Source organism: Okeania sp. SIO1H4, assembly GCF_010672695.1.
Lineage (GTDB): Bacteria > Cyanobacteriota > Cyanobacteriia > Cyanobacteriales > Microcoleaceae > Okeania > Okeania hirsuta.
In genome coordinates, this window is the sequence record NZ_JAAHGB010000023.1 from 49,352 (window position 1) to 69,028 (window position 19,677).

The 19,677-nt window shown below is 36.5% G+C and carries 15 protein-coding genes and 2 pseudogenes; 7 read left to right on the forward strand and 10 right to left on the reverse strand.

Annotated elements, in window-relative coordinates; genetic code table 11:
• The first annotated feature begins 37 nt into the window (after positions 1–37).
• The 4 genes and pseudogenes from F6K06_RS17015 to F6K06_RS17030 all read left to right on the forward strand — a co-directional run bounded on the left by F6K06_RS17015 (position 38) and on the right by F6K06_RS17030 (position 4,056).
• A complete protein-coding gene (locus tag F6K06_RS17015; protein ID WP_287240459.1) occupies positions 38–2,953 on the forward strand; it encodes a glycosyltransferase family 2 protein in 2,916 nt (971 codons plus the stop codon).
• A gap of 335 nt (positions 2,954–3,288) precedes the next feature.
• A pseudogene (locus tag F6K06_RS17020) lies at positions 3,289–3,342 on the forward strand (hypothetical protein); the annotation flags it as partial.
• Positions 3,331–3,798 (forward strand): hypothetical protein, encoded by a 468-nt coding sequence (locus F6K06_RS17025; RefSeq protein ID WP_287240458.1) that lies wholly within the window; start codon positions 3,331–3,333, stop codon positions 3,796–3,798. The pseudogene F6K06_RS17020 and the gene F6K06_RS17025, both read left to right, overlap by 12 nt.
• 45 nt (positions 3,799–3,843) lie before the next feature.
• Complete coding sequence (locus F6K06_RS17030) at positions 3,844–4,056, forward strand: hypothetical protein (RefSeq protein ID WP_287240456.1); 213 nt, start codon at positions 3,844–3,846, stop codon at positions 4,054–4,056.
• Positions 4,057–4,328: 272 nt separating this feature from the next.
• On the opposite strand, the gene F6K06_RS17035 is transcribed toward F6K06_RS17030, so the two are convergent.
• Positions 4,329–6,746: a pentapeptide repeat-containing protein gene (locus tag F6K06_RS17035; protein WP_287240453.1), complete on the reverse strand. Its 2,418-nt coding sequence runs from the start codon at positions 6,744–6,746 to the stop codon at positions 4,329–4,331.
• Positions 6,747–6,809: 63 nt separating this feature from the next.
• Between F6K06_RS17035 and F6K06_RS17040 the strand changes: the two genes are divergently transcribed.
• A complete protein-coding gene (locus tag F6K06_RS17040; RefSeq protein ID WP_287323275.1) occupies positions 6,810–6,950 on the forward strand; it encodes a hypothetical protein in 141 nt (46 codons plus the stop codon).
• A gap of 649 nt (positions 6,951–7,599) precedes the next feature.
• Positions 7,600–9,474: an excinuclease ABC subunit UvrC gene (gene uvrC, locus F6K06_RS17045; RefSeq protein ID WP_287240447.1), complete on the forward strand. Its 1,875-nt coding sequence runs from the start codon at positions 7,600–7,602 to the stop codon at positions 9,472–9,474.
• Between the two features lie 552 nt (positions 9,475–10,026).
• Here uvrC and F6K06_RS17050 read toward each other — a convergent pair.
• From F6K06_RS17050 to F6K06_RS17060, 4 genes and pseudogenes are all read right to left on the reverse strand, one after another.
• The gene (locus F6K06_RS17050; protein ID WP_287240444.1) at positions 10,027–10,719 is read right to left on the reverse strand and encodes an MBL fold metallo-hydrolase; all 693 of its coding nucleotides are present in this window, start codon (positions 10,717–10,719) and stop codon (positions 10,027–10,029) included.
• Positions 10,720–11,390: 671 nt separating this feature from the next.
• Positions 11,391–11,474, reverse strand: a pseudogene (locus F6K06_RS34030) (pentapeptide repeat-containing protein); the annotation flags it as partial.
• 12 nt (positions 11,475–11,486) lie between these two features.
• Entirely contained in the window at positions 11,487–12,335 is an 849-nt protein-coding gene (locus F6K06_RS17055; RefSeq protein WP_124155370.1) for a pentapeptide repeat-containing protein, read from the reverse strand.
• A gap of 69 nt (positions 12,336–12,404) precedes the next feature.
• On the reverse strand, positions 12,405–12,710 hold the full coding sequence (locus tag F6K06_RS17060; RefSeq protein WP_161565063.1) for a WGR domain-containing protein: 306 nt from the start codon (positions 12,708–12,710) through the stop codon (positions 12,405–12,407).
• A 461-nt stretch (positions 12,711–13,171) separates the two neighbouring features.
• Here F6K06_RS17060 and F6K06_RS17065 point away from each other — a divergent pair, with 461 nt between their 5' ends.
• On the forward strand, positions 13,172–13,999 hold the full coding sequence (locus tag F6K06_RS17065; protein ID WP_124155372.1) for an SDR family oxidoreductase: 828 nt from the start codon (positions 13,172–13,174) through the stop codon (positions 13,997–13,999).
• A gap of 382 nt (positions 14,000–14,381) precedes the next feature.
• On the opposite strand, the gene proC is transcribed toward F6K06_RS17065, so the two are convergent.
• The 5 genes from proC to F6K06_RS17090 form a co-directional block, all read right to left on the reverse strand.
• Positions 14,382–15,200: a pyrroline-5-carboxylate reductase gene (gene proC / locus F6K06_RS17070; protein ID WP_124155373.1), complete on the reverse strand. Its 819-nt coding sequence runs from the start codon at positions 15,198–15,200 to the stop codon at positions 14,382–14,384.
• A 455-nt stretch (positions 15,201–15,655) separates the two neighbouring features.
• On the reverse strand, positions 15,656–16,294 hold the full coding sequence (locus F6K06_RS17075) for a cell division protein SepF (RefSeq protein ID WP_192901305.1): 639 nt from the start codon (positions 16,292–16,294) through the stop codon (positions 15,656–15,658).
• 731 nt (positions 16,295–17,025) lie between these two features.
• Positions 17,026–17,739: a YggS family pyridoxal phosphate-dependent enzyme gene (locus F6K06_RS17080; RefSeq protein ID WP_124155375.1), complete on the reverse strand. Its 714-nt coding sequence runs from the start codon at positions 17,737–17,739 to the stop codon at positions 17,026–17,028.
• A 218-nt stretch (positions 17,740–17,957) separates the two neighbouring features.
• Positions 17,958–18,227 (reverse strand): transcriptional coactivator PipX, encoded by a 270-nt coding sequence (gene pipX, locus F6K06_RS17085; protein WP_124155376.1) that lies wholly within the window; start codon positions 18,225–18,227, stop codon positions 17,958–17,960.
• A gap of 361 nt (positions 18,228–18,588) precedes the next feature.
• Positions 18,589–19,599: an energy-coupling factor transporter transmembrane protein EcfT gene (locus F6K06_RS17090; RefSeq protein WP_287240437.1), complete on the reverse strand. Its 1,011-nt coding sequence runs from the start codon at positions 19,597–19,599 to the stop codon at positions 18,589–18,591.
• Between the last annotated feature and the right edge of the window lie 78 nt (positions 19,600–19,677).

The window sequence follows — 19,677 nt, forward strand, 5'->3', positions numbered from 1 at the left end:
TAAAATTATTCCACAAACTTCAAAATCAATAACTATAATGTCCCAAACTTTTATAGCTCCAAAAGTAAGTGTAATTATCCCAGTATATAACTGCGAACTTTACATCGCCCAAGCAATTGAAAGTGTATTTAAACAAACCTATACTAACTATGAAATTATTGTAATAGACGACGGTTCCACAGATAATACCCGTCAAGTATTACAACCATACATGACAAAAATTCGCTATTTTTATCAAGAGAATCAAGGATTATCTGCAACTCGTAACCGTGGCATTAAATTGGCAAAAGGAGAATTAATTGCCCTCCTAGATGCTGACGATTTATTTCTCTCTTATAAACTTAAAGAACAAGTTGCTATTTTTGATGCTCAACCAAATATTGGTTTAGTACAAAGTGGGTGGCGAGTTGTGGATGAAAAAGGAGAAAAAATTCAAGATATTGAACCTTGGCATAAATCTCCAGAATTAGATTTAGTAAGTTGGTTAAAATGGAAAACTACTAATCCGAGTGGGATGATGTTTCGCAAAGAATGGTTAGAAAGAGTGGGTGGGTTTAATGAAAAATTACGCAGATTAGAAGATTTTGATATTGTAATTCGATTAGCTTTAGCAGGTTGTCAATCTACTTGGTTTCCTAAAGTAGCTGTATGTTATCGTCAACATAGCAGTAATATGACGCGAAATTTACTTGCTCAAACAGCAGTAGAAGAAAAAATTTTAGATGAACTTTTTTCTAACCCCAATCTTCCCCCAAAAATTCAACAATTAGAAAAGGAGTTACGCTACGGTTCTCTAATTTGGAATTGTTGGTGTTTATATAAATTTGCCTACTTCGCTGAAATGGCTGATTATTTATATAAATCTTTAAAATTTTCCTCTTTTTCTGTTCTTAAAACTATCTGTAATTGGCTCTATTATTTTCAATATTATGCTGCTCTAGAAAACTATGATTTTAATTCTGTATTTTTCCATCAATTACCAGAATGGCAAAAATTAATCACTAAAGTTATCCCTAATGGTTTACCGTTGGTTAGTGTTGTAATTCCTACCTACAATAATGCTGATTATATTCTTATAGCCATTAAAAGTATCCTGACTCAAACTTATACTATTTATGAGATTATTGTTATTGATGATGGTTCTACCGATAATACTTATCAAGTTTTGGAACCCTACCTAAATCAAATTAAATATGTATATCAAGAAAATCAAGGACAATCAAAAGCGCGGAATCATGGCATAGAAATAGCTCAAGGAAAATATATTGCTTTTCTGGATGCCGATGACTTTTTTCTACCCGAAAAATTAGCCGAACAAGTAGGATGTTTTGCAGAAGATTCTACTTTAACTATGGTGCAAAGTGGTTGGAGATTTGTTGATGAAAAAGGTAGTACTATTAAAGATGTAAAACCTTGGGAAAATGGTGCAGAATTAGACTTAGAAAATTGGTTAATCTGGCAAGCAACTTTGCCTAGTGCAATGATGTTTAAAAGTGAGTGGTTAAAGCTGAATGGAGGATTCGATCCACAATATATTCCAGAGGATTTAGAAATAGTTTTACGATTAGCTTTAACTGGGGGAAAAGCTACTTGGTTACAGAGAGTTTGTGTTTGTTATCGACAGCATAATAGTAGTGTTTCTGGACTGGAAAATCGACAAAAAATTACTCAAGAATTGGAAAAATTATTAGATAATTTTTTTAGCAAACCTAATTTACCTGCCTCAATACGTCAAATAGAAAATCAAGTAAAATATCGCTCCCTACTTTGGAATTCTTGGCGCTTATATCAGGGGGGTAACTTTTCCGAAATGACTGCTTATTTGCAAAAATCTTTAACTTATACTTCCGCCTCTACTACAGAAGCAATTTCGACTTGGATAGAATTATTTACCAAACTTGCTCGCCAAGAAGGAAATCAATTTAATGCCTATAATTTTAGTCAATTACCAGAGTGGAAAAAATTAATTAGTAATATTTTTAATCCAGTAATACCGAGAGTAAGTGTAATTATTGCCACTTACAATAATGCCCACTATATATTAGAAGCGATCGCCAGCGTTTTTAATCAGACTTATACCTCTTATGAAATTATCGTAATTGATGATGGTTCTACAGATAATACCCGCGAAGTTTTAGAACCTTATTTAGATAAAATTCGTTATGTTTATCAAGAGAATAAAGGAGTATCCCACGCCCGAAATTTAGGTTTAGAAATGGCAGGGGGAGAATTTATTGCTTTTCTAGATGCTGATGACTTTTTTCTACCAGATAAACTAGCAAAACAGGTAGCTATTTTTGATACTCGTCCTTCTCTTGGTATCGTGCATAGTGGGTGGCGTTTAATTAATGAAAAAGGGGAGAAAATTTCCGATATAGAATTATGGCATGGTTCCCTAGAATTAGATTTAGAAACTTGGGTAGTTTGGAAACCTGTAACTATTTCTATGATGTTTCGTCGGAGTTGGATAAAAAGTGCAGGAGGTTTTGATACTCGTTGGCATCATGGAGAAGATATAGATTTAGTATTGCGTTTATCTGTAAATGGTTGTGAGGCAGTTTGGTTGCCAAAAGTTACTTATTGTTATCGTCAACATCATCGGAATGCTACTAGAAAATCTACTCACCAAGCTGTTAGTATGATGGCTGTTTTAGATAACTTTTTTAACAGACAAAATTTATCAACATCTATTCGTAAATTAGAGGGAAAATCTCGTTATTATACTTTGAGTTGGTTAGCATGGCAGGCGCATAGAAATGAGAATTTAGTTGAGATGAGTAAATATCTACGACAAGCTGTAAAATATACTCCTTTATCTATGACAGAAACTGTTTATCATTGGATTGATAGTTTTAATAGTCTTTATCAACAATATGGTTATGAATTTGATGCTTATGATTTAACAAATTCGGATATTTGGCAACAGTTAATGTCAGATATTTTTGTGAAGTAAGAAGTAAGAAGTAAGAAGGAAGAAGGAAGAAGGAAGAAGGAAGAAGGAAGAAGTAGGAAGATTGATTATTTGCATTCCGTTATTTTTATGAAGGAAGAAGGAGGAAGGTTGATTATTGATATTCCGTTATTAGGGTCAAATCAAGGACAACATAGGTTGACAACAGTTATCAAACTATTCATGGCTAGCGGTCGCTATTGCTGGTAATTAGTGTATTATCTAAGCTTATAGGTGATTTTTCTGTCAGTTTATAATAACTTATAACGACAAAATGTTTGACAAAGCGTCAAATCAAGGACAACATAAGTTGACAACAATTATTAAAGCATAATGACTCCCTCTACGGTAAAGACGGCGACGATGTTTTAGAAGGTCGTTTGGGTTTTGATCGCTTATTTGGTGGTAATGGCGACGATACTCTCAGAGGTGGTCAAGGTCGCGATCGCATCAATGGTGGGGCTGGAAATGATGAACTTACAGGGGGAGCTAGCATTGACCGCTTTATCTTTAGTACAACTCAAGAATTTGAGTCAGAAGATTTAGGTATAGATAGTATTACCGATTTTTCTCAAACTCAGGGAGATATTATTCTTCTAGACCGTACAACTTTCACTGCTATCAACAGCGATTCGGGAACAGGTTTCAGTATTGCTGATGAGTTTACAACAGTAACCAGTGACGAACTTGCAGAAACAGTTGATGCAGTCATTGTCTACAATAGTTCAAATGGAAATTTATTCTATAATCCTGATGGTAGCGGAACTGGTTTCGGTGATGGAGGTCAGTTTGCCACTTTGACAAATACCCCTTCGTTGGCAGCAGATGATTTCTTCCTCAGAAGTTAGTCAGTATTGTATAGCGCTATGCGCTGTATAACAAGCAAATAGGGTTTGCTGAAAAAGTCTTTTAGTAGGTCTAGGAGACAGGAGAAAACCCACCCCTCGCCCCTCCCCCGACCGTGGAGGGGAAGACAGGAGACAGGAGGAATGGGGAATGAGCGAGGAGGTAGGAGCGGGCGTTTTGTCCCAAGATTGTTCTGCCCAAATCTTGACCAAAATCATAAATTTTTGAACCATTACCACTTAAAACCTCGTACTTTTTGATACTTAAAAAGGCTAAAACCTTTATATATGAATACTTTTAGATTTAATCAGCAAGCTCCAAATAGACATATCCAATAATAAAAGATAAAATTCAATTATCGCACATAAATGATCAATTCTTTTTCCCTACTCCCTACTCTCTATTTTCTGGAGATGTCTAGTAGCTTTGATAGATATCAAATGGGTTTTATATAATATTACTAGCTTTATATAAATGATGATCTTAACTCTACAATAAAGTAATTATCGTTCTCTATTCTATCTAATTCCTTTCAATTCGGTAATATGCAATTATTAATATTAGCATCACTAAAATTAGTACCACTTAAATTAGCGTCACTGAAATTAACACCATTGAGATTTGCACAGCTAAGATTTGCGCGACTGAGATTAGCTCCAATCAGGTTAGCATCTTTGAGATTTGCATGGCTGAGGTTAGCATAACTAAGGTTAACGCCACTAAGATCGATACCATCCAAGTCCACACCCCACAAGTCAGCTCCCATCAAGTTAGCACCACTAAGATTGACATCACTTAGATAGGTATGCCAAAGGTGGGCACGATTAAGGTCACTGCCACTGAGGTTAGCACCCTTGAGATTAGCACCACTAAGATTCACACCACCCAAGTTAGCATTGCTAATATTGGCATTTTCTAGGTTGGCATCCCACAAATCTGCTACTCGTAGACTAGCACCACAGAGATTAGCGTTGCTCAGGTTGGCACGATTGAGATCGACACGATTTAGTTGAGCATTACTGAGGTCATTACCTTGTAAGTTTCTTCCTTCTATTTTGTGATTAACAATGTCCCAAACTATATACCATTTTTGGTCAAGTCTAGTTGTTTCACTGAGTTTTACACCCTTAAGTTGAGCATGACTAAGTTCGACATTTTTCAGGTGAGCATGACTAAGGTCAGCATTGCTAAGATCGACTCCCTTAAGAATAGCACCTGTTAAATTAGCATTACGAAGATTGGCATGACGGAGTTTAGCATTAGTGAGATTAACATTGGTGAGATTAGCTGTACTCAGATCGACTTGGTTCATTTTAGCGCTATTAAGTTGAGCATTGCAGAATTTAGCAGCACTCAGATGAGCATTTGTCAGGTCAGCGTTACTAAGGTTAGCGTTACTAAGGTCAGCAGCACTGAGGTTGGCACTACTGAAGTTGGCATCTCTCAAGTCTGCATCATTGAGGTCAGCAGCAGTAAGGTTGGCACCGCTCATTTCAGCATAGTTGAGTTGAGCTGACATTAGATTAGCTACACTCAAGTTAGCCTTCTCTAAATAAGCTCCAACTAGGTTAGATCCTTTCAAGTTAGCGTTACAAAGATTGACTTTTCTGAGATTTGAGTGACTGTAGTAGTTGCTATCAATATTTTGTATTTGGCAATAGAGAACATTGCGGTCGCACATCCCAAAATTAGCTCCTTCTAGGTTAGCACTCCGGAGGTTAATATTGCTGAGGTCAACACCTCGAAGATCGGATCGACTGAGGTTGAATCCTTTGAGATGGTTATTTGTAGGTTGTTGGTTAACAATTTGCCAGACCAAATGCCATTTAGAGTCTATTTTTGTCAAATCATTTATTTTTGTTTCTCGGAGGTTAACGTAGTTAAGATTAGCACCACTGAGATTGGCATTACTTAGGTCGGCACCACTGAGATTGGCATTACTGAGGTTAGCATCACTCAAATTTACACCAGTTAAATTAGTATTACTACAGTCAGTATTCTTGAGATTAATACTTATAAGTTTAGCCGCACTAAAGTTACTTCCACTGAGGTTAGAATTACTCAAATTCACTCTTCTAAGTTGAGCGCCACTGAAGTTAGAATTACTCAAATTTACACGTTCAAGGTTGATGCCAATTAGATTAATATTTCTGAAGTCTTTACCAATAGCTTGCTGATTAACTATTTCCCAGATTAATAACCATTTACAATCAAGTTTTGTTTCTTTATTTAATTTAGTACCTCTGAGATTTGTATCTCTAAGTTTACTACCTCTTAAGTCTGCATAACTAAGATTTGCATTAGTTAAGTTAGCATTATTTAGGTTAGCAAGACTTATATCTGCACCACTAAGGTTTACATTAGTGAAATTAGCATTAGTTAGGTTAACACCCCTGAGTTTGGCAAGGCTAAGATTAGCATTTTCAAGATTAGTGTTTTTGAGGTTAGCATCCTTCAGGTTAGCACCTCTTAAGTTAGCTTCTTTGAGGTTAGCATCTCTAAGATTAATACTACTTAGATCGGCATCTTTTAAATAGGCAAAACTGAAATTTATACCTTGTAGGTCTAAACCATTAAGGTTTGCTCCCCTCATGTTAGCTCGGATAAAATTCCGTTTTCCAGTAGTGTATAACTCTAGTAGTTTAGATATATCCCAAGTATATTGGGACAATGCCAATTTAGCTTTAGGTTGTTGTTGTTCTAGGAGTATTGAATATGCGACCCATTGCACTTCTGCTGACCGATCCTGCAAGGCCATGAGTAACAAATCTAGTCCTAAATCTCCGTATTTGAGAGTTTCAGAAACTGCTGCTATTCTCAATTGTACTTCACCATATAGTAAACATTCTTTGACTGCTTCAATGTTATTGAGAATAGGGGTGGTAGATAGGGAAGATGATGTGACTAAGGTAGTATCCAGTGGAGGGATTTGATTCAAGTCGTTACTCATTTTTCTGGGCTTGATATATATATGCAATAACTTTACCTGAAAATAAAAATTTTGACATATTTGGTGAGTAGTTCTTCGAGGCTCACTTACTTTCTCTACTTTTGGAATCCTCTCATTGAAGAAGGAGACAGGAGACAGGAGACAGGAGACAGGAGGAAAATTACATGGGGATTCTCACCCCAAGTAATTTTGAACACCGTGTAGACGGTGGGGTATTAAACCCACAAAGAAAATGATAAATATTGATAAATTTATCTAAAATTAAATGGTACAATTATAGTTTTATCTTTAATAAATTTGACTTTAGCAGTATAGTTTTATTTTAAGAGTATTTGATTTTGACAAATTGGAGAGAATTTCATGATTTTTCAATTAACTATTTAAGTATTTAATGAAGTTCTAAATAATTGATGCTAAACAAGATTAGTAGATAGAGTACAATGTAAATTATGGGTAAGCATTTCCTGCGGACTGCTGCGCAAACAGCTATTAGCGGTCAGCGCTTCCCTACGGGATGCTACGCAAACAGCAATGAAAATGAACCTAAATAGCTCAAGTTAGCTGATGCCTTTGCTTTTTCCCAGACTTTTAATTCTTGCTCAAACTCAATCCTAATCTCTACTCCAAATGCAATAAACTAGGAACGCTGAGAGCTGAGAGCTGAGAGCTAACACCTGAATGCTGACAATTATGGAATGGATTCAATTACTGTATTTTATCTAAGTAAAACAGTAAAAATAATATAAGTTACAAAAAAAAGAGGAGAAATAATATAATATTGGTTATACATTTATTCTTTTTGAATTTAATTGATAGTTAAGTAAAATATTTACCAGTTAGGATAATAAAAAATATGATAACTAAAACTTTACCCCTAGTAAAAGACTCAAAAAAATTAGAAAATCGCCTCAAAGAAATTCCCCAAACTCCGGGAGTTTATTTAATGCACGATAGTAGCGATCGCCTTCTTTATATTGGTAAATCAAAAAAGCTGAGAAATCGAGTCCGCTCCTATTTTCGAGAAAGCAAAAACCACAGTCATCGTATTAGTTTAATGGTACAACAAGTGGTGGAAATTGAATTTATTGTCACAGATACAGAAGCAGAAGCTTTAGCATTAGAAGCTAATCTTGTTAAACAGCATCAACCATATTTTAATGTCTTACTCAAAGATGATAAAAAATATCCATATTTATGTATAACTTGGTCAGAAAATTACCCCAGAGTTTTTATTACTAGAAAACGACGATTAGGTAAAGCTCAAGACCGTTATTACGGTCCTTATGTAGATACCAGACTTTTAAGAAATACCCTACATTTAGTCAAACAAATTTTTCCTCTACGTCAACGACCAAAACCTTTATTTAAAGACCGCCCTTGTCTGAATTATGATATTGGTCACTGTCCGGGAGTTTGTCAGGAATTAATAACACCAGATGAATATCATAAAATTGTGCAAAAAGTCGCAATGGTTTTTCAAGGCAGAACAGGAGAATTAATTGATATATTGAATACTCAAATGGCAAAAGAAGCAGAGGCTTTAAATTTTGAAAAAGCGGCAGCTATTCGTGACCAAATTAGAGGTTTAGATTCTCTAAATGCCGACCAAAAAGTTTCTTTGCCAGACGATCGAGTTTCCAGAGATGCAATAGCATTAGCTGGTAATGACAAATTTGCTTGCGTTCAATTATTCCAAATTCGAGCAGGTAAATTAGTCAGTAGATTAGGATTTATTGCTGAAACACCTAATTTAGTAACTCAAGAAAGTAAGGAATTAGGAGCAATTTTACAACGGGTTTTAGAATCACATTATCAAACAGTAGAATCTGTAGAAATTCCTGTAGAAATTATTGTGCAACATGAGTTACTAGAAAGTGAATTTTTGACAAATTGGTTAACAGAAAAAAAAGGTAAAAAAGTAGAAATTTTTGTGCCTCAACGCCAGGGAAAAGCAGAATTAATAGAAATGGTAAAAAAGAACGCTGAATATGAGTTAGCACGGTTGAATAAAATGAGCAATCGCAACACTAAAGCAATGACTGACTTGGCAGAAATATTAGATATGCCAGAATTACCCCACCGTATTGAAGGTTATGATATTTCTCACATTCAAGGTTCAGATGCAGTGGCGTCGCGAGTCGTTTTTATTGACGGTTTGCCAGCAAAACAACATTATCGACACTACAAAATTCAAAACCCAGAAGTGCAGTCTGGTCATTCTGATGATTTTGCTAGTATGGCAGAAGTAATTCAAAGGCGGTTTCGCAACTATGAAAAACAACCAACTACAGAGAAACCAGACTTAATAATGATAGATGGTGGAAAGGGGCAACTTTCGGCAGTAATGACAGTGATGCAAGAAATGGATCTATTAGAGGAAGTGCGGGTAGTGAGTTTGGCAAAGCAACGGGAGGAGATTTTTTTACCAGGGGAGTCGCTACCATTAACAACTAATGCGGAACAACCAGGAGTACAGTTATTGCGGAGGTTGAGAGATGAAGCGCATCGGTTTGCCGTAAGTTTCCATAGAGATAAAAGAAGTCAAAGAATGAAGCGATCGCGCCTAGATGAGATTCCTGGTTTGGGACATCATCGGCAAAAATTGTTATTGGGACATTTTCATTCTGTTGATTATATTCGTATGGCAACAGTGCAGCAGTTGGCAGAGGTATCAGGAGTCGGATCAAAGTTGGCGCAGCAAATTTATGATTATTTTCATCCTTCTTAGAATCAGGAGTCAGGAGTCAGGAGTCAGGAGTCAGGAGAAATGGGAATGAGCGAGGAGGTAGGATTAATATCATGTCCGGTTGAATACTTATAATTAAGATAGTAGGGGAGCGGGGGAGTAGGGGAGTAGGGGAGTAGGGGAGCGGGGGAGTAGGGAAAACAGAAAGATTTACTGTTGAAGCATTCATTATAACTTTTTTCATCACGTTCTTATCCGGACATGATATAAGAATTGTCAATTTGGGATTTTTCTGCCCAACAAAGCCGCCTAAAATACTAATTGAAGAGCTGAAAACCAGGTACTTTTTTCGACCCCAAAAAGGCACTTGTCTTTATATGTCAATGCTTTTAGATTAGATCAGTAATATCATGTTCGGACGGGTCAGTTATAAATAAAATTTCAGAACTGACAATACCGAATAAATACTGAAATTATCTTGAAATACTGAAATTATCTTGATTTTTCTCCTTTCTTCCCTCCTGACTCCTGACTCCTGACTCCTGACTCCTCGCTAAGTTATTTATAAGTATTCAACCGAACATGATATAAGAGCTAATTTTTAAGCCGTCCACAATTTTGATTTGCTGGAACAGCTTCTGCTATTTTTTTCGGGTTGGATAAATTTAGACTGGCCATAAGTTGAATAAAATCAAGGCGATCGCGACCCACAAAACGGGGGTTAAACCGTTTTTCTTCGCCAATGCTAGAAACAGTCTGACCTTTGTAGTCGTGAGCAGGATAAACCAAAGTATCATCAGCAAGAGTAAATAACTTTTGAGTAACTACATCATATAATATCCCTGCATCTCCTCCTTGAAAGTCTGTACGACCACACCCTCTAATTAATAGAGAGTCTCCGGTCAATAAATATTTTTTATTTACTAAATAAGCAAGATGACTATCCGTATGACCGGGAGTCGCGATCGCCTGAATCTGAATTTCTCCCACTGCCAATATTTCTTTGTCTTCGAGAAAGCGATCGGCACAAGTCACCTGAGCATTTTTCGGCACAACACCTAAGCATCCTGTTACAGTCTTTAGTTTACCAGTTCCTGTAATATGGTCAGCATGAATATGGGTTTCCAGACAATAGCGTAGTTGCAATTCTAATTCTGTTAATAATTTCAAGTCTCGTTCCACCTGTTCAAGCACTGGATCGACCAAAACAGCAGTTTTAGTTGCCTGGTCAGCAAACAGATAAGTATAGGTACTTGTTGTTGGATCAAATAGTTGTCTAAATAACATTTTCTGATCTTATAGCTAGTTTTTTCTAGGCGTTTGGTCAGCAAACCGATTCTACTAATTATACCATTTTGAAAAAAGAATGTTACGAATAATAAGCTCCATCACGCATACTTTATATGAAAGTATATTTGACGAAAAAGATAACTTACAACATCAAAAATGGTATTAAATCTATTCCCATACGACTCCTGAATTCTGTTTGCGGAGCATTCGGTAGGAAATTCTGAGTTCTAAGAGATACCCTAGCTATTTGTAGCAAAAATTTATCAATTTGGTATTAAATATAGCAGTGCAAGGAAAAGGCGCGGATATATCAAAAACTTAAAACTCAAACAGCGCCAGATTTTTCCTTCTTCCTTCTTCCCTCTTCCTTCTTCCTTTCTTCCATACCATTAGACATCTGTTCAACAATTAATAATTAATAATGAATAATTAATAATTACCTCTCCTTGAAAAGAAGAGGATTGACTAATCATGAAAATTTTTATTTATTATCCCCTTAAAAGGGGAGGCTTTAAACCAAAAATTTTCGGTAAAAATCAAAAATAAAATCAATTATCACACTAGATATATCAATTATTTCTCCCTACTCCCTACTCCCTACTCCCTACTCCCTACTCCCTCTTTTCTGGAGATGTCTATTAATTTTGAGATTTTTACCCATGACAAATCTATTCAAAAATCACTCCTTTTAAGTTAACATCCTCAAGATTAGCATCAGTTAAATCTGCATTAGCCAAATTACAAATTTCTAAATTTGCTCCTTGTCAATTCGCTTTTTTAAAAGAAGTATTACTTAAATTTAAACCAGAAAAATTAGCATTTTTTAAATTCGCTCCGTCAAATATTACTCCAGTTAAATTAATCAACTTAATCTGAGTAAAATCCACTCCTGATAAATCCGTATTTGTAAAATTAGCACCTTGAAAATTTACTTCTTCTGTAAGTAGCTCCATAATAGCACTAACAAAAAAATTATCTAAACCTGTTGCACCTAAAAAATTTGCATAACTAAAATTTGCCCCATTCATTTCACCTAAAGTAAAATGTGCTTCCTGAAAATTTGCCCCTCTACAATTAGCATTTCTAAAATGTGAATCATCATGGCAAAAAGAAGCTCCACTAAAATTAGTATTAATACACACAGCATCATTAAAATAACCCGTAATAAAACAAGTCTCACTTAAATCTCCACCTATCAAACAAGCACCTGCTAAAAAAGCGTGTTCAGAACCACTTAAATTAGCATTTTTAAGATTAGCATTAGTAAAATCAAATTGATATAAACCAGAATTACTAAAATTAGCACATTCAAGATTAGCTCCAGTTAAATTGACCCGTGAATCATCATCATCAGAGTCGATAAAATTAATCTCAATATCACTCAGATCGACTCCCTTTAAATCCCGATTTTCTCCTCCTAAATTAACTAATTTCCAAACTAATCGCCATTTAGAATCAATTTGTGTCGTTTCATCAATTTTACTTTCTTCTAAAATAACACCTTGAAGTTTTGCACCCCTTAAATATGCACCAATTAAATTTTTTTTATAAAGGTTACAACCCTTTAAGTCAGCATTACTTAAATTAGTATGACTTAAGTCAAGTTCTGCCAAATATTCTCTAATATTAAACCCTGCTTTTTTAAGCTCATTTCAAAAATTGCTGACTTTTTTTTGCTTAATTTAATTGATAATTTTCTGTCTTTCAGGCAACGATATTTCTAATAAATATTCGTAGTAAATATGTTGAAAATCAGAAATATTATACCCTCTTTTCTGTTTATAATTAACTAACTCATCAAATATTGTTTCCGCCTCATTTAAAGAAACAGGAGTTTTTGTCTTGGTGTCACTCTTAAGCTTACGACCAGTTCTACCATAGGAAAAATTAACCTGATATTTGTTCCAACCATGGTAAACTATTTCCACTTCATAAACCTTATCTGACTTTTCATCTTGATAACGAAGAGAAGCCTTTTTGATAGACATAACTTCATTTTTTTCCTCCATACTCTCCTATATGCTTTTCAACCCCTTGATAAATATTTTTTACAGCAAATGCCACTTCTCAAATATTAGTAATACCGATACAATTCTCACATAAATAATGACAATGATAGTTAAGACTTTAACTACTATCAAAAAAAGCGATCATATTGTATTATAACAATAGTAAGTAGGTAGCTCTAATTAAACATTAAAAAATTGTAGGGGCGGGTTTAACCGAAAGCCTTGACTTAAGCGCAATCTAGTTCTAAAAACCCGCCCTCTAATATTGCGTTTATTTATGCCCATCTACTTAATAAAAGTAAGTCAGGACTTACGCAAATTAACCTTGAAAACGCCATATGTAGAGGCGAATGGCATTTGCTAACGCAAAGCTCCGCTAACGCCCTCACTTGATTTAGTGTTCATCCGTAAGTCCTGTAAGTAATATATTGGATAACAGAATGAAAATAGCAATTATCGGTTGTGGTTATGTAGGCACTAAAGTTGCCAAATTGTGGAGTCAAAACGGTCATCAAGTAACAGTGACTACTACTACTCCAGAAAAAGTTTCAGAACTAAAAAATATAACCTCACAAGTAGTAGTAATGAAAGGCAATGACCCCCAAGCGATGCAGGATGTATTGCAAAACCAAGACATGGTATTATTGAGTGTCGGTTTTCGCTCTCATATTGGCATGGAGTACAAACAAACCTATTTAGAAACTGCCCAAACTCTAGTTGCCACCTTGAAAAAAACTCCCAATATTCAACAAGTAATTTACACAGGTAGTTACTCAGTTTATGGTGACAAAAATGGTGAATGGATAGATGAAAATTCCCCCGCTAACCCCTCCACTGACAACGGAAAAATTCTCCACGAAACAGAACAAGTATTATTATCTGCATCCACTCCCCAGCAACGAGTTTGTATTCTCCGTTTAGGGGGAATTTACGGTCCTGGTAGAGAGCTAATAAAAATTTTTAGTAGGTGGGGAGGCAAAACTCGCCCTGGTACTGGTGATGATGTCACAAACTGGATTCATTTAGATGATATCGTCGGTGCTGTAGAATTTGCTATAGACAGACAGTTGCAGGGTATTTACAACTTAGTTAATGATGTACCAATCAAAGGTAAAGAATTACTTGATAGTTTACATAAATATCAAGGTTTAGAAAAAGTTTCTTGGGATGGTTCTCCCTCATCAATGCGACCTTTTAATGCTAGAGTATCAAATAAAAAATTGAGGGATGAAGGTTTTGAGTTAGTTCATCCGGAAATTGTGTTTTAGGCATTGGTAAATTAGTGTATGATATTAATCTTGATTCTTTAGGAGTCAGGAGTCAGGAGTCAGGAGTCAGGAGGGAAGAAAGAAGAAGAAACCCCGAGTAGAAGGAGAAAGTTTTTTTTGCCACGTAGACGGAACGGAGTTCTATCGCGCTCTTATCCGGACATAATATCATACCTCTTTTCACCAACGCCGTGTTTTAATAAGGGAGGACTCAGGAATCAGGAGTCCAGTAGTGGCGTGACACAGCTAAAATGCTGGATTATATCAAATCCGTTTAATTCGGTATAAAAAATGTTCCATCTTCAACCATTACCAAATATTTCTCCTACTCCCCTACTCCCCTACTCCCCTACTCCCCTACTCTCCTACTCCCAAACCCTATTTAACTATTGCCTAATTCTTGAGACCTTTCTGTTGCCGCCACCACTGCTTCAATTAAAGCAGAACGAAAACCCAAACTTTCTAATTCCGCAATTCCGGCAATAGTTGTTCCTCCAGGACTTGTTACCCGGTCTTTCAACTGTGCGGGGTGCATTCCCGACTCCTGTAACATAACTGCCGTACCTAAAACTGTTTGTAATGCTAACTGATAAGCGATCGCTCTAGGCAAACCAGCACAAACTCCCCCATCTGTCAAGGACTCAATTAAAATTGCCACATAACCAGGTCCGGAACCAGATAAACCCGTAACTGCATCCATTAAAGTTTCTGGAACTTCCACTACCTGTCCTACTGACCGTAAAATGCGAGTAGCTAACTCCCGATGTTCCGGTTGAACATGCTTACCAGGAGCGATCGCGCTCATTCCTGCACCCACTGTCGCTGGAGCATTAGGCATGACTCTTACCATAGGTCGCGATGGGAAAGCTGCCTCCAACCTTTGTAGAGGTACACCTGCCATAATTGAAATTACCAATATAGTCTCGCCACCAACTTGCCAGTCTGCCAATTCCAATGCTATGGTATCAAATATTTGAGGTTTAACCGCCAGTAACAAAGCTTCCGTTGTAGTAGTCACCACCAAACGATTATCAGTAGTTACCTCTACACCATATTCCCGTGCTAAAAAATCTCGCCTTTGTTGCTGCGGGTCACTAACTAAAATTTCTGAGGGTTGATAAATTTTTTGTTCCAGCAGTCGGGATAATAAAGCTTCACCCATTACCCCACCACCAATTAAACCAAACTTTGCAGTTGTCATTTTTCACGTTGCTGAATAGCGTGCATGATATTAGTCTTAACTACTTAGGAGTCAGGAGGGAATTAAAGAGGAATAGAAGAAGAAAGTTTTTTGGTCGCGGAGCGCGGAACGGAGTTCTATCGCACCCCCATAGGGATATGATATCATACTTCAAATCACCAACCCCTTATTTTTCAACTAAAATGTATGAATAGGGAATTGATAATGGGTTCCTATACCGTTTCACGGAAGTTAGAAGTCAGCACGGGCGAATGGCCATTCGCCCGTACAGAAGGCGCGAAGTAAAAGTTGATAGACTTAAAGTATTAACTACACAGTAATTTCAGCCTATTATTCCACATCATTCAGTTGCTGACTATTTGTGACATCCTTAGAGTGAATTGGTATTAGATAGATATATATAATTAGCGCTAATTATATTTGTTTGTGACCCCATACCCAAAATTCCTCAGCTATTATTGCATCATTTGAATTTGATCTGGTTGCCAAACTTGAGACCCAGAAGTTCCCACACGAGGGCGTGTTTGAGTCTGAGGCATCTCGTTGATTACACCTGCTTGAGTTCTGACTTGTACGCAGCTTGGTGTAAACAGAAAAATACTTTCTCCGATACGTTCCTGATGACCATCCAGAGCATAAGTACCACCTGCTACAAAGTCCACTGCCCTTTGAGCTTGGTCTGGGTCCATAATAGTCAAATTTAAAACCACGGACTTGCGCTCCCGTAGAGCACGAATTGCTTGAGGCATTTCTTCAAAAGTTCGTGGTTCCATAACCACAACTTCTGACATTCCATTTAAAGCGCCAGGCATTCCAATTACATTGTTCATAACCGATCCCATTCCAGATTCTGATTTAACAGCTCCAGTAATACCTGTGCTGCTTGTCGTTGTTGTCGCAGTAGTGGCCCTATTTCTTAATCGGCGACTATTGCGATTTTCCTCTTCTGCTACTGGTATAGCAGCAGGAGGTTGCTGTTGTGGAGGATAAACACTTTGATATTGTTCTCCTTCCACTTCATCGTAATCATATTCGTACTCAACTTGTTCGTTGAGTCCTACAAAATCTTTTAGTTTGGAAAAAAGACCATTCACCATTAAATTACTCCTTCGCTACTGTCAAATTCGGACTATTGTCCCAAGGTAGCTTAATCGTGGGTAGTTTACTACTATTTTTACTTTTTAAGTTGCATGTGATAGCATATCAGTCCTTTTGACTTCTGCTTCATAAAACTGACACAACACGTCACAAAAAGTGACGAATTGATGTTTACTTCCTGCTTCTTGTGAGACCGTCGGCAGTTACTCATCCACAGGCATTAACGGTCAAACCTACCGCACCTCTTGAGTGCGTCTTACATTCTGAGGTCTCCTCAGAATTACGCACTCGCTTTTTTAAATTAATTGACGCATTCAAGTCGCGGTCTATTGATCAGCCACATTCTAGACAATCATAAGTCCTCAGATTTAATGACTTCTCCCCGATAATTTAAAGATACAGGCATTTTAAGCGGATGCTACGCAACGGGACAAATACATATTGCTTGCTTGCTTGTTCTGAGCTGTCACCCAGACTTATCCTGGTCAGACCAGTCAAAGCGCCCCTAGAAACTCACTTGTATTCACATTGTTAGCTTTCGGGAGGTTCTATCACTATGCCAAAATGGTACACTCCCTATCCTGCCATTGCTTGCGTTGAATGTATCAAACGTTGTTTCTTAATTTACCAGGATTTCTCCGTACTAGGACAGTTCCAAGTGCAGATGAAACCCTTACTCAAACTTTAATTTTATCACTTCGGCGGGATAAATCCCGAACCGTCATTTTCATCCCCTGCCTAAAGGCGAGGAGCTTTCAACCTTCTTGTGTGTAATCCTCCTCTCACCAAATAGAATTCTACCTAGTCTGACCATAGTTGTACCAGCAGTTATGGCTAAATTATAATCTTCTGACATTCCCATTGAAAGTTCCTGGATATTTAGATTAGACAAATTTTTTTTGCTAATTTCCTGGGCTAACTCCTGAGTTTTCTCAAATACTGATAAGGTTTGCCCATGATCTAATCCTTGGGGTGGAATAGTCATTAGACCCTTAATTTTAAGATTTTGACATTGATTTAACTGTGATAAGTCAGTAATTAATTCTGGTATACTCCACCCATACTTATTAGGGTCGGGTAAAATTTTGACTTGCAGGCAAATATTAGGACTACAAGATAACTCTTCTGCTAAACGGTCAAGGCGTTTGGCCAGTTTTAAATTATCTACAGAATGAATCCATTGAAACTGCTGTAAGGCTTTTGCTGCTTTATTTCCTTGCAAGTGGCCAATCATATGCCAGGTAATATTTGGTAAATCTCGTAGTTGGCCTTGCTTTTCTTCTGCTTCTTGAACTTTATTTTCTCCAAAATCTCTTATTCCTGCTGCATAAGCAGTACGAATAGCATCAACTGATACCTGTTTAGTTACAGCAATTATGCGTATTGATGCAGGTAAGTTAGAGCGGATTTTAGTAATACGTTCAGTAATTGACTCAACCATTTTATCTTGAGATTTGAGAATTTCTTATTATCTTTGTCTGTGGCGGGCTTAATAACCCACCGTCAACGGGAGTGCTTAAAATTGCTTGGGGTGATAAGACACGCAGGTGGGCGGTCGTTGACTATACCCATGCAATTTTCCCTTCTGCCTTCTTCAAGATTAGGCCGGACAATATAGTTAACTTTACTTTACTTGAGTAGAAGCAGAGAACAGTTTAATTATTGAAAAGTATTTTTGTGAACTGCCTGAAGTTTTTGGTACTCAGTTGCTTGACCATTTCGACGCAGTTGGCGGAGGCGAATTTCCACCATTAAACGTGCGTCTGAACGACCTAAAGGTTCAAATTTAATACCTCCTATTCCATTTGTCACTAAAAAAAATAAGCGTTGAGCATAGAGGGTAGTAAATAATTCTTGGTGATCCTCAACTAAGCACACTCTGTATAAGAGGCCAAAGTTAGGATGGTTCATATAAGTTTCGTTGGTCATTTAGGCTTAAAAATCAGCAGATAATGACAGGATTTTTAAATAACTTAGTGGCCTTTGTCAATTGAAAGCCCCTAATTGTTTTAGATTTTAGATTTTACAGCTTAACAGATAAATTTAGGTTTTTGTTTTTTTCTGTAAATTATTAAATGCTCTTAGAAGTAAATAGACCCAGAAAATATATTTTCTGCAATGATAATTATTTGATATTCAACTCAAATATCAATCTATAATTTTTGTCTTAAAATTATCAACAAAATCAATCAGTGACTAGGTATCCCACAGCACTTTTTGAAATTTTTTTACTTTGAACATATTAACCATACCAGATAAATAATTGTCTATAAGAATACATAATTTTGTTTTAATTTTGTCCTCCCCAAACTAACCTAACCCACCAGAATAACACTAAGGTAACCAATACTAACCAGTCCAATACCTTTAACTGTAGATCATGCCATTGTACTTTATGTTGATCGGGAGTTGTAAAACCTCGCACTTTCATTGCACTGGCAATTTGATCTGCTCGCAATAGCAAATTTTCTAATAGTCTTTCTGCTACTATTAACCATACCTGAGAAGCTTGTCGCAGTCCTAGTTTTTTCCAGTTAATTGCTCTAGTTCTAACTGAACGAACTAAATTTTGTATTTCCTCTAAAACTAGGGGAATAAACCTTAAGGATAACGTTAAAGTTAAACTTATTTCTGTTACAGGTAAATTTAATTTATTCAAAGGTTGCATTAAGTCTTCTATTCCTGCTGTAATTTCTTCTGACCCTGTGGTTAAAAGATATAAGTTCGTGCTATAAATAACAGTGAATAATAAGGTGGCAATCCTAATACCTAAATCTACTGAACGACGAGTTATAGTCAGTGGTCTTTGTTGAAAAAGGACGTACCTATAAGAGGTAGGTTGAGGTAATTCAGTTAGTTTTTGCTGTTGTGTTTGAGAATTTGATTCAGTTGAAGTTTCTGTTTTTATTAATCCAAAAAAATTTGAAAAAATTTTCGCTTCTGGTACTGGTGGTAATTTAGTGGTTTGTTCAGCAAAGGTTAATTCATCTTTTGGTAGACGGGGTTGATAGTTCATTGAAAGTCCATCAGGGGCAATAGCTGCACTCATTAAAAAAACTAAAGAACAGAATGTGAGCAACCAACCCATTTGTCGTTTCCAAACTCGTAAAGGAATTGAGGCACTAAATGTTAATACAATTAACATAGCTACTAATATTAAACGCCAGATTGAACTACTCAAAACTGGGCTGATTAGAAAGCTCATTAGCCAGATTAATTTAACTCTAGGGTCGAGTTTATGTAGCCATGTTATGGGTTTTTCTAAGTATAGTCCTAGAGGAAGCGATCGTAGTAAATCCATTTTTACTTTGGTGGTAGGTTTTAGGTTTTAGGTCGTGGGTTTTAGGTCATAGGTTTTAGGTTGTAGGTTTTATATCAA